The 13,188-nt window shown below is 55.5% G+C and carries 13 protein-coding genes and 1 pseudogene; 2 read left to right on the top strand and 12 right to left on the bottom strand.

Annotation, left to right across the window (positions count from 1 at the left end; translation table 11 throughout):
• Window positions 1–264 precede the first annotated feature (264 nt).
• Window positions 265–1,611: a protein kinase gene (locus tag KVG88_RS12420; RefSeq protein ID WP_217871553.1), complete on the top strand. Its 1,347-nt coding sequence runs from the start codon at window positions 265–267 to the stop codon at window positions 1,609–1,611.
• Between the two features lie 259 nt (window positions 1,612–1,870).
• Here KVG88_RS12420 and KVG88_RS12415 read toward each other — a convergent pair whose 3' ends face one another.
• From KVG88_RS12415 to KVG88_RS12400, 4 genes are all read right to left on the bottom strand, one after another.
• On the bottom strand, window positions 1,871–2,470 hold the full coding sequence (locus KVG88_RS12415) for a DUF4145 domain-containing protein (RefSeq protein ID WP_217871543.1): 600 nt from the start codon (window positions 2,468–2,470) through the stop codon (window positions 1,871–1,873).
• Window positions 2,471–2,587: 117 nt separating this feature from the next.
• Entirely contained in the window at window positions 2,588–3,241 is a 654-nt protein-coding gene (locus KVG88_RS12410) for a hypothetical protein (RefSeq protein WP_217871540.1), read from the bottom strand.
• Window positions 3,242–3,788: 547 nt separating this feature from the next.
• A complete protein-coding gene (gene umuC / locus KVG88_RS12405) occupies window positions 3,789–5,066 on the bottom strand; it encodes a translesion error-prone DNA polymerase V subunit UmuC (RefSeq protein ID WP_217871530.1) in 1,278 nt (425 codons plus the stop codon).
• Complete coding sequence (locus KVG88_RS12400) at window positions 5,059–5,484, bottom strand: LexA family protein (RefSeq protein ID WP_217871523.1); 426 nt, start codon at window positions 5,482–5,484, stop codon at window positions 5,059–5,061. Before KVG88_RS12400 ends, umuC begins: the two co-directional genes overlap by 8 nt.
• A 194-nt stretch (window positions 5,485–5,678) precedes the next feature.
• Here KVG88_RS12400 and KVG88_RS31065 point away from each other — a divergent pair.
• Window positions 5,679–5,765: pseudogene (locus KVG88_RS31065) on the top strand (DUF159 family protein); the annotation flags it as partial.
• Window positions 5,766–6,005: 240 nt separating this feature from the next.
• On the opposite strand, the gene KVG88_RS12395 reads toward KVG88_RS31065, so the two are convergent.
• The 8 genes from KVG88_RS12395 to KVG88_RS12360 form a co-directional block, all read right to left on the bottom strand.
• Window positions 6,006–6,800, bottom strand: coding sequence for a DNA adenine methylase (locus KVG88_RS12395; protein WP_217871522.1), 795 nt, complete (start codon window positions 6,798–6,800; stop codon window positions 6,006–6,008).
• A gap of 150 nt (window positions 6,801–6,950) precedes the next feature.
• Window positions 6,951–7,493, bottom strand: a complete 543-nt coding sequence (locus KVG88_RS12390; RefSeq protein WP_217871520.1) for a lysis system spanin subunit — start codon at window positions 7,491–7,493, stop codon at window positions 6,951–6,953.
• Window positions 7,475–8,038, bottom strand: a complete 564-nt coding sequence (locus KVG88_RS12385) for a glycoside hydrolase family 19 protein (RefSeq protein WP_217871519.1) — start codon at window positions 8,036–8,038, stop codon at window positions 7,475–7,477. Before KVG88_RS12385 ends, KVG88_RS12390 begins: the two co-directional genes overlap by 19 nt.
• A 54-nt stretch (window positions 8,039–8,092) precedes the next feature.
• Complete coding sequence (locus KVG88_RS12380) at window positions 8,093–9,139, bottom strand: phage late control D family protein (protein WP_217871516.1); 1,047 nt, start codon at window positions 9,137–9,139, stop codon at window positions 8,093–8,095.
• A gap of 80 nt (window positions 9,140–9,219) precedes the next feature.
• Window positions 9,220–9,426 (bottom strand): tail protein X, encoded by a 207-nt coding sequence (locus KVG88_RS12375; protein WP_217871514.1) that lies wholly within the window; start codon window positions 9,424–9,426, stop codon window positions 9,220–9,222.
• The gene (locus KVG88_RS12370) at window positions 9,401–10,246 is read right to left on the bottom strand and encodes a phage tail protein (protein ID WP_217871512.1); all 846 of its coding nucleotides are present in this window, start codon (window positions 10,244–10,246) and stop codon (window positions 9,401–9,403) included. Before KVG88_RS12370 ends, KVG88_RS12375 begins: the two co-directional genes overlap by 26 nt.
• 12 nt (window positions 10,247–10,258) lie before the next feature.
• Entirely contained in the window at window positions 10,259–12,733 is a 2,475-nt protein-coding gene (locus KVG88_RS12365; RefSeq protein ID WP_217871511.1) for a phage tail tape measure protein, read from the bottom strand.
• 148 nt (window positions 12,734–12,881) lie between these two features.
• On the bottom strand, window positions 12,882–13,187 hold the full coding sequence (locus KVG88_RS12360; RefSeq protein ID WP_217871509.1) for a phage tail assembly protein: 306 nt from the start codon (window positions 13,185–13,187) through the stop codon (window positions 12,882–12,884).
• Between the last annotated feature and the right edge of the window lies 1 nt (window position 13,188).

Genomic DNA, 13,188 nt, shown 5'->3' with positions numbered 1-13,188 from the left:
ATCCTCAAGGTCGATTGAATTGGCCCTGATTTGCTTGAGGCTGAAATCCGCCGATTTGGGTTGATAGCCGCCCTTCCCGACTGGAGCTCTTGGCAGAAGCGGCCGCTCACGAATTACTCAACCGGCCCGTCACGCCGGGCAGAGGCTAAATAGAAGTCGCCATAGACAGACTAGTAGCACATTGATAGCCTCAACTCCCTACTTCTTTTCGCCTTGAACATCGTATTTACTACGCCTACTAACCAATTGATATGAAAAATAATTATGAAACTGGAGCTGATTGAGCAACTTGGTGATGGAGCGTTCGCAGATGTTTGGCGTGCACGAGACGAACTAGATAGAGAGGTCGCCGTAAAAATTGTTAGAGAAGCGAGTTTAGGAGTCGCAGATGCTTTGGCGCATGCAAAAGCCTTGGCTCGTGCGACGCACCCAAATGTTGTAGCGGTTCTCACTCTCGAAACTATTCAGGACCCAAATACCGGCAAAGACGCCAGCTGCGTAGTTATGGAATTGATTCATGGGGTAACACTTGCAACATACCTAAGCCGTGGAAAATTGACAGCTACAGACGTTGTTTTGTTTGGGCTAGGGATAATTGATGGGTTAGCCCACATTCATGCACAAGGTATGGCGCATGGAGATCTTCATGCTGAAAATGTTATGATTGGCGCTAACGTTGCCAAAATTATCGACATCCTATATTTAAACTCCTTGTCTACATTGACGAGTGAAAATCGTGCATCCCGCTTGAACAGAGACATACTTAGTCTCCGACTAATGATTCAGGAGCTGATCGTTAATTCGGATATCGACTCTGCTGAGGCTACTGAATTCAACAATATGCTTGGATCACGCGCCCAATTAAACGACATACGTACCGCTTTCATAAAGATAACTTCGCCTGATGATCCTGAGCGCGAGCAGCGCACACTTGACCACCTATTTTCCCGTGTAGTCGACACAGACTTCGTAGAGGGGGAAGCATATGCAGCGGCATTAGGCGAAGATACACCAGATCACGCTGTACTGGAATTGCTTGAGCGTATCGCAAACGAGTTAGTGTACGAGTATAAACATAGCAATTATGTAAGAGTACTTTGGTCTCGTCTATCGGTTGCCAAACGAAGCGAGTTTCTCACGCACCTAAGCGCTGTTATCGATAAGGAGACACCAAGAGGGAAGTGGTCACCGAACTTGCGACTGCTTGCTACCTTACCACGAGCCAACTGGTCAGGTTTGCGGAAGCTGGTGCAAATACGGCTTGAAGAACTTATCACTAAAGACGTGCTGGCCGGCCATGTTGACATACATGGTACAAAGAAAATATCCGGTGGCATTTTAGGAACATATGCGAATAGTTTCTGGGGCGTCTTTCAGAACAAAGGTATTTTGGCGGACAACCTTATTTCTCTACTTCGACAAAGCTGGTACACGCAAAACTATGTTGGAAGTTATTTCATGACTACCATCCCGCCGCTTGCAGAAGCTACGGGCAAACGAACTGAATTTATAAACGCTTTCCGATCGGCGCTGAATAATGATGCTCGAATAGTAACAAATAAACTTGAAGAGCTACCGCCCGACTGGGCCGAAGAGATTCGTGCTAAATGATACCCTCTGAAGCCAGGCACCGCCTGCATCAATCTATTATCAGACTCCGCTAAAAGCTCCGTTTAGTAAAGATTCGGAATCAGCCGGTCCTGACCGGCTGAACGCAACTCAAACCTGACAATTCTATACATAGATATGATAATGAATACCCGTACTAGACTCTCAACTATTAGGCTTCTAATTTCCACCCCCATTGCTCACCTCAGTTCAAGCCAAGGGGTTAACTTATTCTAATAAATAGCCAAATCGCAATTTTTTATTATTTTTTTGTACTGCGCTCAATAAAGCGATTAAATTTAGCATTCAATACAAATACGTACTCGCATATAGCACTACTAAAATCCAGTAAATCCTTTGCATCTTCTTTGGATATTTTCTCACTACTAGCATGCGCTCCAATATTTCTATGTTTTCTCAATGCCTCCCCCCACTCAAATAGTCTTGTATCAATTATTTCAGCCTCCTTTAATTCTTTCAACCCACCAGCTAACGTTTTATTTTTTGTTTTATGGTGCATGCATAAACCTTCGATAGTTCTCCCACACATCACTGCACATGCGCTATACGCTTTAGCTTTAAAGCAAAGCCTTGCTTCTACAAGTGAAACACCTGCTATTTCAGGGATTTCACGATCAATACTGGCATCTTGCGGTGGCCACAACCGATGTAAATTATCCCACTCCCAATCATCGTGACCAACTTGTATCTTCTCCGTAATCCCTAGTAGAGCCGACTTACACACTGGGCATTGAACCAATACTCTTTTACAGGGAAAAGGATAATCTGGGTCGTTATCATAGACCTCCCCTTTTTCTATCCCATCTACTTTCGACTCACAATGATTGCATTCAATTATCATGACTATCCTTTGCGTTCTGAGATTAAATAATTTTGGTTTTAGCCCAAGGATGGAGTTGCGGATAACCTGATTGCTATGCGCTCAGGCCCGCACCAGTGAGGACGGCGAAGCCGCTTTCTAAATTATGCCAGCTTCTTTCTGTAGCTTCTGAATATAACCACATAAAGATTTATGGAAAACAGGAATAGTGTCACTCACAAAGCCCCAGTCAAAAGTCAATAAGGCGCTACTCCAGCCTACGCTATAAATAATGCCGTCCTCACCGAGCTTTTTATTACCATGCGTCATGGTAAATCCTTCTTGGTCAAAGTGAGCGCCGCGCTTGTTGCGGTATGCTCTGGCATCCTCCATAAATTCATTAAACTTTATTTTAATATCATCAGAAAACGCCTCTAAAACAATCTCATCGAGGATCGGCTTCCAGAAGAGTTTCTTGTTGGCGGCAACAACATCTGCTTTCCCATAGCCGTCGTTAAAAATTGTACAAAACTTTATAATTATTTCTTCAGTTATTAGCTCATAAATAATATGAATATCATGAATATCAGGAAATAAAGAACCATGTTCTTCTTCGAAACTACTCAATGCCTCACCGTCAAGTCGCAGACCAGTCTTCAATCTTCTGCGCTCATTATCATATAACTCGGTAATATGCAGCGGCCTGCCAGTGTGGCAAAAGCGATCAACTCGCTGTCTAAGCTCCAGAAGATCAATTATTCTGCCAATGGCCACTTGCCACAAATATAACCTTCCAAGGGTTTCTTTCACCATTAGCATTAAACCCACTCAATATTTGTAGCGAAATTTTAAATGACTTATTCTGGCTAAGAGCACATAAGTATAATTAGGTGATATTTATGGCGTGAATGCTTACGCCAAATCTGTCGCAAACCTTCCATATCCATACCTAATCCCTAGATCCATTGAGTTAAACGCTTGAACGAGCAAACTAGCAAACTAGCAATAATGGAGCAGAAGCGATAACACTTGCCCTGAGGCTACGTAATCGTTGGATAGCGTGTCAATGGTCGGGGGTGGATTAAGCGCTCCGATCTGAGAATGTCCGCTCCTGGCCGATTCTGTTGAAAAAGTCGATCCCTCCAGACTGCCCACATACTGACTGCTGAAAACGCTTTTTTGCGCGCAGCTATGCGAAATCTGAGCCTGGAATCCTCTAATCAACGTAAAGATTTCAATCTCAAGCGGGTACTTTTCTGCGGTGGAAACCATGGCCGACTATTTTCAACAGAATCGGCCGATAGCCGTCCTTCACACGCTCCTCACTTGCGCTTGTAGGATGTAGCGACAACGCTGTTGGTTATGAACACGTTACCCGCCAAAGCTGATCAAGCCGGGTGGTGTAGCTTTGGCTCATCATTTCGCGCCGCATGCCCCACTCCGGATTGGTAGGCACGCTAGCCGAACGGAGTGTTCCCCTCCCCCACCGCTGGTTGATTTCGTCGAGTACGCCCATCAGCTTGGTGGAAGCGCCTGGCTGGGATGCGGCGAAGAAATCTTCGGTGTATTCACCTGGCTGACAGAGATTGAGCAGGATGACCTCTGCCTTGCTGTAGCTGAATCCCGGCCTGAAAATATGATCCAAAGCGTCGACGGCCATCTTGGTCAACAGCCTCACATCGTCAGTCGGATACGGCAGGTCGACGACGACGCCATTGGCATACTTGGCCTCCTCCGGATTGAACATACCGGTGCGAATGCTGACCCGGATCTTTCTGCACAAAGATCCCTGGGCCCTAAGCTTTTCTGAGGCTCGCATCATGTAAGTCGCCACGGCCTCCTTGATAGGTGGCAATTCTCTCAGGCGCTTGCCGAACATCCTGCTGCAGCAGATCTCCTGCTTGGGCGGGTCGGGCTCATCCAGTTCCAGGCAGGGAGTACCGGCCAACTCCCTCGCCGTCTTCTCGATCACCACGCTGAACTTCTTGCGCAGGGTCCACGGGTCGGTTTTGGCCAGGTCCATGGCTGACTTGATGCCCATGCCGTCAAGATGAAGTTTCATTTTCCGGCCGACACCCCACACCTCAGAGACGTCGGTATTACGCAGCACCCAGTCGCGCTTGGCCGGTTCGGTGATGTTGACCACTCCACCGGTTTGGGCCTGAAGGCGCTTTGCGGTGTGGTTGGCCAGCTTGGCCAGGGTCTTGGTGTGAGCGATGCCGACGCCGACAGGGATGCCGGTGCAACGCAGGACCTTGGCGCGGATCTGACGACCGAGCGGGTCAAGGTTACCAATGCCGGTCAGATCGACGAACGCTTCGTCGATGCTGTACACCTCAACGGCCGGAACCAGCGACTCGATCAATGTCATGACGCGCTCGCTCATGTCACCGTAAAGCGCATAGTTTGATGAAAACGGGACGATGCCGTGCTGTTTGAGTTTGTCCTTGATCTGGAAGTATGGCTCGCCCATCTTCACAAACGGCTTGGCATCGTAGCTGCGCGCGATGACACAGCCATCGTTGTTGGACAGGACCACGATCGGCACCTTGGCCAGGTCCGGTCGGAACACTCGCTCGCAACTGGCGTAGAAGCTGTTGCAGTCGATCAGGCCGAAGACTGACGCCGGCTTAGACATGGCTGCGCACTGTGCTGGTGATCACGCCCCAGATTGATAACTCATCGCCCTCGAGGACATAGCGCGCAGGGTATCTGGAGTTTTCCGACAGCAGGACGATGTCATTTCCGCGCTTGCACAGTCGCTTGCAGATCGGTTCGTTGTTGAGCAGCGCCACGACAACGTGACCATGGGCCGGCTCGATCGACCTATCCACAACCGCCAGATCGCCCTCAAATATTCCAGCGCCCTGCATGCTTTCACCGGTGATTGCGACCAGGTATACGTGCGGAGCCCGGATATTGAGCACTTCATCCAAGGACAGATGCTGCTCGATGTGATCCGCTGCCGGCGAGGGAAAGCCAGCCGGCACCCTGAACGAGCAAACCGGCAGTTTTACACCGCCTGCGGAAATAGGACCCAGAATGGAAAAGCTCATGATCGTGCCTTTGACAAGTACTGTATTTTTGTACAGTAAACTTTGTGAAAGCCTAGCGGTCAATTTTCTTGCATGCCATCGCGACCAGCGGAGATCAATCTACTGTGCGGCAGCACACTTTCCCAGTACAGCGGAATACATGACTGGGTCGCGGCGCTCAGCATGGCCAAAGCCCTGGACCGGTGATCAGCTGTTTGGTTTTGTTACAAGGTGAACCGAGCGAGGCCTTCGAACGGTTCAAGGTCGACCCCGCTGTGGGTAATATTCGCAGCCAGGGGTAGCAATTGATCGAACCGCTGGGATACCTGCTGGGCGGGGACGAAAAACGCAATAGCTGAGCCATTACCTTCACTACCACATCCAATACATCGCCAGCAGCACGGCTGAAATCCAGCCGACAGTCATTAAAATCGAAAGTTCTACGAAGAGTTTGTCCATCTGCCCTGCCACTTCTGTTGACCACCGATGCTGCACCCAGCACAGCCTCAGCACATCGATTGCCTCTCGTTGTGCGAGCACTATCAGAACAGCCCACCTAACGACGTCGGCTCCCAGTTCATGATCACCAGTTCACCGCTCACTTCGGCTTTTCCTTGGCGCTGGTTGCTGTTGCAATAGCGAATATCCAACGTTTCGAAATGGAAGCCTTCGAACACGCGCCGGATGTCCGGATGGTCGTTGATGCTAACCATCACTTTGCCTTTACATCGGCGCATGAAGTCAGCCATCCGCTCGTAGTTTTCGAATGGAAAATCCACACCGTAACCGACGGTCTGCCAGTAAGGCGGGTCCATATAGTGGAAAGTGTGCGCACGATCGTAGCGCTCGGCACAATCAAGCCAGGGTAGGTTTTCGACGTAGGTGCCAGACAGCCGCTGCCACGCGGCCGAGAGGTTTTCCTCGATCCGCAGCAGGTTGATGGCCGGGGCAGTGGTCGCCGTGCCAAACGTCTGCCCCGAGACCTTGCCGGCGAAGGCGTGGTGCTGCAGGTAGAAGAATCGGGCGGCGCGCTGGATGTCGGTGAGGGTTTCGGGGCGGGTCATTTTCTGCCATTCGAACACCTGCCGGGAACTGAGCGCCCATTTGAACTGGCGCACGAACTCTTCGAGGTGGTGCTGCACGACGCGGTAAAGCGTGACCAGGTCGCCGTTGATGTCGTTCAGGACCTCGACAGGCGATGGCTGGGGCTTCATGAAGTAGAGCGCGGCACCGCCGGCAAAGACTTCGACGTAGCATTCGTGTGGCGGAAAAAGCGGGATGAGTCGGTCGGCCAGGCGGCGTTTGCCGCCCATCCAAGGGATGATGGGTGTGGACATTGAGAGCAAGACCTTTACTGTATGGATAGACAGGTGCTAGGCTCGCCGCGCTTCGTGCACGGAGTAAGAGCCTTGGCTGGACTTGCAGGGGCAATCTGCGGGGACGGCGACCGGATTGGATGTTGACGCATCCACTCCGGTCGCTCTTTTTCACTTCACTGTTGAGACTTCTTTGGCGTAGGCCTGACAGGCCGCCAGGGCGATCAGTCCTTGGTCGCCGGCATCGGTGATGCCGATAATTCGTTGAGCATGCGCTGGGTCAAGTTGGGCTCTTTTGGGGCCATGAACCACGCCGCCGGTGGCGGTGGTGGCTGACGCCGATCCGTTGCCGGCGCCAGTGGTGGCGTCGAGTAGGACTGACAGGCGCAGATCAGCAGTGGCAAGGCGGTCGCGCAGGCGACCTTGATCACGTTGGACATCGCTCAAGGCTCGGTAATGGGATTGTTCACTGGTTGCCAGGCGCTGCTCAAGCGCGAGGCGTTTTTCTTGTTCGACACGCTGCTGCGCGGCCGAAGCAAGGGTTATCTGATTGAGCGTTTCGGTGTGCAGCCGGCCCTGTTCGGCGAGCTGGTTGCCATATCGCCAGTCCTGGACTTGCCAGGTAATGGCCGCAGAACCACCGACCAAGACGACCATCAGCACACTTTTTGCCAGCAGCCGATACGGCGCCGGGATCAGTTCGCCGATACGCATAGCACCGCCCTCGCCCGCTCCCACAACTCCAACCGATCCTGCAGACCATTAAGACCACCGTTGATCCTGCGTGTGATCGTGTTGAACTCGTTTTGATCGGCCAGCGCGTTCAGCCCATTCACGAACCAGAACCACGCGGCCGATTCTGCGGCCCACTGCGGCAGCTCCAGCAGCTCAGGGGTGCGCAGCAATCGCTCGTCGCCGAACAACGCCAAGCTGCAGCGCAGATAATTGTCATGGCCGGTGATCTGGATCAGGCCGCGACCGCGATAACGCTGACCATCGCCATCCGCCTCTGGCGTATTGCCCAATCTGGCAGCCAGTGACCCGGTGTCGTACTTGCTCAGGTATTGATCACCGCCCAGTTCCCGCACGTACTGCAGTTGACCTGACTCATGGCCCGCTTGGGCGAGGAATGCCGCTTGGCGTTTCGGTGTATTGATCTGCCGGGGTGCCATCGCGGCATTCAGTGCGGATACAAAAACGCCCGCTTGTCGGCGGGCGTTGGGCATGATGCGTTGCAGCTGTTGCTCTGTAATGGGCATACAAACTCCAGACATAAAAAAACCGCACAGGGCGGCAATGAGGGTTTTGTGGCGTTACGCCAAGCTGACCACCTTAACCGGTTTGTCGGCTTTCTTTTTCTTGCCCTTGGCTTTGGCTTTACCCTTTTTTCCGCCGTTGCACTCGACCGTGGTCGACCAGCCTGCCTGGGTGTAAACCTGCTCCACCGAGTCGGCCAGGTACTCGCCATCGAGCCCGACCTTGAAGCCCTGGGCATTGATTGAGCGCTCGGCAAAAATGTCGGTGCGCCCGGGCATTTCAAAGCGCACGCCGGCGGTCGATCGGTTAAACGCGGCCAGGCGTGCTTTGGCCGCTGCCTCGGCGGCAGTCTTGTTGGGGTGAATGTGTCGATCGGTATGCACCGCCGGCAGGCCGTCCGGCACGTCATCGTTGTCCAGGGACACCACGGCGAGCTGGCCGGTCTTCTTGTCCTGATGCGTGGCGGCCACCGACTTGTGCGCGTTGCGATCGCCAAGGCGGAATTGCCAGCGGCTGACATCGCTACGCGTGAGGGTGATCACGCCAAAGGCCTTGCCGCTTGCACTTTCGCCCCCCTGGCGCGGCATCACCAACAGCTTTCCGTCGGCGACCTTGGCCGTGCAGTCGTATTGCTTGGCCAGGCGCGTGATGAAATTGAAATCAGACTCGCCAATTTGATCGGCGCGCTCGACCTTGGTGGCCACCGGGCACACCGGCTGCCAGCCGTTACGCGCAGCGATATCGGCGACGATCTTCGACAGCGGCACGTTTTCCCAACTGCCGCTACGAATGGTCTTGCCACTGCCGCGCATGTCGCTGGCTTTGCCCTGAATCACGATCGTGTCGGGCGGACCTGACACGGTGATTTCGTCCACCACGTAACGACCCATGCAGGACAGGGACGTCTCGGCGTAACCCAGGTAGACCTCGATCCCCGCGCCACGGCTCGGCAGCGCCACCAGGCCGTCTCGGTCATCAATGCGCAATTCGAACTCGTCTGACTCCATGCCGGTCTTGTCAGTGGTGCGAAGCTGAATCAGCCGATCATTGATCAGGCTAGTGATGTCGGCCCCGTCGGCCACGATGCGAAACATGGGCGTCATGAATTTTTTCCGTAAAAAAACCCGCACAAGGCGGGCTGAAGTAAGGAGCTTGATGAATCAAGCCAATCGAGTTTAGACCATCAATCCCAGAGTGTTACCTGCTCTTCGATCGGCTTGGGCAGATCCGGCAGCACGATCAGCACACCAGCGCGGTACGGCTGGGCCTCATCGGCCAGGCCCTGATTGGCGTTCAGGACCGCTTCCACACTGCCGACCAGATGGCCATAAAAGTTATGACAAATGGTGTCCAGCAGATCCCCGTCAGACGTTCTGCATGTCGTCGCCATAGCGCACAAACTCCAGTGAGAACCCTTGTTTACGTGGAATACCGCCCTGCATCAGCGCGCTTTGCTCTTCCTCAAGGTTTTTCAGGCACCAGGTGCCCAGCACATCCCCATAACCGGTGGTCAGGGTCAGCGGCTGGAGCTGGGCGCCGAGCATGCGCAGCGTGTCGAGCTGTTTCAAGCCGCCCTTAAGGCCGGGAATGATCGCGCCCTTGAGGGTGATTTTCTCGTCGCCCATGCCCACCGCTTGCTGCGCCGGGCGCCGTGATAGGCGCTCTTGCGAGGCCCAACGGAATTCAGTCGAGCGGCGCAGCTCATCAAAGGCGGCCGTGTCGAGGTTGAAGAAATACGGCGGCGCCTTGGGGTCTTGGGGCTGGATGATCAGCAGGTGCGGAAACGGCTTAACCGCCTCCGGCGCCGGCGTCTGATCCGTGGCAAAGGTGCCCGTGGGCACAATGTTGGCCAACGCCGGACTGGCCTTGCCGGCGATCTTGTTAATCGCCGTCGCCGCTTTCCCGGCCTGTTCCTTGAGCGTGCCCAAGCGCTCATCCATCCCCGACAGCGCCCGGGTTGCCTTGTTGTAGGTGGCAACCACCGCGCCGACCTTGGCTTGCGCGGCATTCACCCCGCGCATGACCCGCTGAAGCTTGGCTCCGACCACCGGGTCGACAAAGGGCAGATCCTCCAGCTCAGACGCGGCGCCGGTGATTTCGCTGATCGCGCCATTCATCGGCCCCAGCATACCGTCCAGGCTGCGCCGTCCGGTTTCCCCCGCCGAGGCCAGGTATTTGAGCCCCGACTGTAATTGGTCCAATGCAGGCATAAGCCCTCCGCGTTAAATGTTCGGCGAGTCGTACAACTTGCGGCTTTCCAGTTGCTGGGCGATGTTGCGTTGCTGTTGCTCCCAAAACGGCCGCAATTGCTCCGCGAGATGCGCCGGATCTTTCGCATCGCCCTGTACCGTTACCGTCAATGGCGCATGAATTTCGACCTTGGAATCGACCTTTACCCCTCCGGCCTCGGACTTGGCAGGCGATAGCGGGGCCAACTTGGCGACCGCCCCGTCGGCACTGGCCGGCGGCAACATCATGGCGCGTGCCGCATCACCGGGCTGCGTCTCGACCACCGGCGCCGCCCGGCCGGGACTGGCCAACAGCGACACACCACTGGCGCCAGGCTTGGCGAACGACTGCACAATGCTGCCCAGCGTCGGCGGAATGTCCTTGCCGGCGTTGGCCATCATCAGCGGACCCGCGTCAGGCAGACGCTTGAGTGATTCGTCGGCACCAAACATCGTCTTGCCGAGCACCCCACCCAACAGATCGCCACCCATACCGCCCAGGGCGGCGCCGATCGCGCCACCCACCACCGTGCCGATCACCGGCACCACCGAGCCGATGAAAGCCCCCGCCGAAGCGCCGGCGATCGCGCCGGCCAAACCGCCCGCCGCACCGCCGTAGCCCTCGGCCTTTTCGTCTTGGGTTTCGGCGTTCTGGTAGGTGTCCACTGCCTTAAACATGGAATCAACCGCCGCAAAGATCGCCGGCCCCTTCACCCCCAGTCCGATACTCGCACCGCGACCACCGCCAAACCGACCGCCCTTGCCACCCCTCTTGCCCTTGCCGCCGTCGGCATCGACGCCGGCACCATCCAGGCCACCGACCGGCATGTTGGTGACGATCACCTTTTGCGGAATGTTGGGATTGCCCCCCAGCGAACCGCGACCGATGTTCAGCAGGCCCTTGGCAATCTTGAAACTGCTAAACGCCGTCTGCGCGGCGATCACCGCCGCCACGGCCGCACCGATCCCCGTCATCAGGCGCGGCGATTCATCCGACAGCTTGCTCAGGCCCTGGGCGACCGACGTCAAACCACCGGCCACGGCATCCGTCACTGGCCGAAAGGCGTCGCCGATCGCGCGCATGGCGTCATCCATGCCCTGGGCCATTTCTGCCCACTTCTGCGCCGAGGACTGGCGCCGCTCTTCCAGGTTCTTATCCAAGATCCCGCTGGCATTGGCCGACTCGTTTTTCAACTTGTCGTAAAGATCCTTGTTCTGCATGTACGCCGTCAGCGCGCCCTTTACCTGCATGTCGGCGAAGAGGTCGCCGGTGCGCAGGGCCTGCTCCAGAGACGCAATCATGGCCTTGGCTTTTTCTGGATCGGCTTCCTTGCTGATCCTGGCGGTGGCTTCCGCCATCGCGGCGGCCTTCTTCGGATCGGTCGCGGCAATGTACTTCTGCGCCAATTCAAAGCTGGATTCCAGGGTCGACTTGCCATTCTGCAGGCCAGTGTTCATCGACGCTTGATAATCAATACCGGCGTCTGCATAGGCCTTGACGGTGTCGCCCGAGCCGATTTTTTCCATCCAGTTTTTGAGGTTGTTCGCTGCCTCATCGGAACCGCCGGCCGTCTTCATCTGGACCTGAAGCATGGCGCCCAGTTGCGACACCGAGTCCATACCAGTGATGCCCAGCTTGCCCATGCCCGCGAGTAATTCGGGGAACCAACGCGCCATGTCGGCCGCCTCAAAGCTGCCGGCCTGACCTTGGTAGGCGATCGCCTCAAGGGCCTTTTGCATCTGCGCCGGGTCGGTGATCTTGGCGTTCTGCCCCAGGGCATTGATCATGCGCGCCGTTTCGGTACCGTCCGAACCCTGGCCCACGGCAAACTTGGCCGCCGTCGGCGCATATTGCAGGGCCTTGTCCAGCTCCATGCCAGCACCGACCAGGGCATTGACCACTTCGGCCACCTTATTGCGCGCCATGCCGGTATCGCGCGACGTGCCGATAATCGTCTTGGACAGCTGCGCCTCTTCCGGCTTGTTGGCAATACCGGCCTTGATCGAAATGTCGCGAATGATCGCGCCATAGTCCGCGCTGACCTTGGTCGGAACAGCCATGGCCACCGTGGCCGCCGCTGCCTGGCCGACGCTGCTTTTCAGGTTCTGTTTGCCCTCATCGAGCTGCATGTGTCCCTTGGCTTTCAGCTCGGCCTTGGCCGCCACGGCGCCCATGCTGGTGTAAGCCTTGGTCAGATTGCGGACTTCAACGCCCTGTTTTTTCAGGCTACTGATATTGGACTCAAGCCGTTTCAGCAGTGCGCCGGCCCCCTGTTCACCCGCCAGATGCGCCTTACGCCACTCATCACGCAAGCGGATGGTGTCGCCAATGGTCTTTTCCAGCACCCGAGCTTTTTTGCCTTCGGCTTCCAGCTTCTTGATGCGCCCGGTGACATCCTTAAAGGCGTTGCCCACCGAGGAACTGACCGCCCCACCAATGACCAGGCCGAGCGCGAGTTTGTTCGCCATGTACGTGCCCTATGCGTCGAGTCGATCGAAGGCGGCTCAATCCGTGAGCCACCACACCATCCGATCAAAAGTCATGGCCTCGATCTCGGCCGCCGAGAACCCCGTCTCTTTAGACAAGCGTTTAGCCGCGATCTTGAGCGTGGTTGCGTTACACGTCGTCTTCTTCGACCAGGCGAAAATAGCCGGCCTGCAAGCGGTTATAGTCCTTGAGTTTCAGGGCTAACAGATCCGCCTCGGCGACCGAGAGCAAGGAGCAAAAAAGGTGCAGCTCCATCTTTTCCATGTCGCCGGCGGCGATGAGTTTCGCGGCGTTGAATTCCTTCACGCTGGGCGCGCGCATGGTCAACTTGTCGACCAGCACACCGTTGAAGCTGGCCTTATAACGCAGCGTTACGGTAACGCCTTCCTCGGTGACGGCGAGCCAGGCCGGCGACGCTTGGGTAACTAGGGTCATG

This window comes from Pseudomonas azerbaijanoccidentalis (assembly GCF_019145495.1).
Lineage (GTDB): Bacteria > Pseudomonadota > Gammaproteobacteria > Pseudomonadales > Pseudomonadaceae > Aquipseudomonas > Aquipseudomonas azerbaijanoccidentalis.
Note: the sequence above shows the minus strand (reverse complement) of the source record. Positions and strands in the feature narration are given on the sequence as shown.

Coding starts and splice junctions, on each gene's coding strand:
- KVG88_RS12395 (WP_217871522.1), bottom strand. CDS start 6,800: ATGTCCACACCCATCATCCCTTGGATGGGCGGCAAACGCCGCCTGGCC.
- KVG88_RS12380 (WP_217871516.1), bottom strand. CDS start 9,139: ATGACGCCCATGTTTCGCATCGTGGCCGACGGGGCCGACATCACTAGC.
- KVG88_RS12410 (WP_217871540.1), bottom strand. CDS start 3,241: ATGGTGAAAGAAACCCTTGGAAGGTTATATTTGTGGCAAGTGGCCATT.
- umuC (WP_217871530.1), bottom strand. CDS start 5,066: ATGTCTAAGCCGGCGTCAGTCTTCGGCCTGATCGACTGCAACAGCTTC.
- KVG88_RS12390 (WP_217871520.1), bottom strand. CDS start 7,493: ATGCGTATCGGCGAACTGATCCCGGCGCCGTATCGGCTGCTGGCAAAA.
- KVG88_RS12400 (WP_217871523.1), bottom strand. CDS start 5,484: ATGAGCTTTTCCATTCTGGGTCCTATTTCCGCAGGCGGTGTAAAACTG.
- KVG88_RS12415 (WP_217871543.1), bottom strand. CDS start 2,470: ATGATAATTGAATGCAATCATTGTGAGTCGAAAGTAGATGGGATAGAA.
- KVG88_RS12360 (WP_217871509.1), bottom strand. CDS start 13,187: ATGACCCTAGTTACCCAAGCGTCGCCGGCCTGGCTCGCCGTCACCGAG.
- KVG88_RS12420 (WP_217871553.1), top strand. CDS start 265: ATGAAACTGGAGCTGATTGAGCAACTTGGTGATGGAGCGTTCGCAGAT.
- KVG88_RS12365 (WP_217871511.1), bottom strand. CDS start 12,733: ATGGCGAACAAACTCGCGCTCGGCCTGGTCATTGGTGGGGCGGTCAGT.
- KVG88_RS12375 (WP_217871514.1), bottom strand. CDS start 9,426: ATGGCGACGACATGCAGAACGTCTGACGGGGATCTGCTGGACACCATT.
- KVG88_RS12370 (WP_217871512.1), bottom strand. CDS start 10,246: ATGCCTGCATTGGACCAATTACAGTCGGGGCTCAAATACCTGGCCTCG.
- KVG88_RS12385 (WP_217871519.1), bottom strand. CDS start 8,038: ATGCCCATTACAGAGCAACAGCTGCAACGCATCATGCCCAACGCCCGC.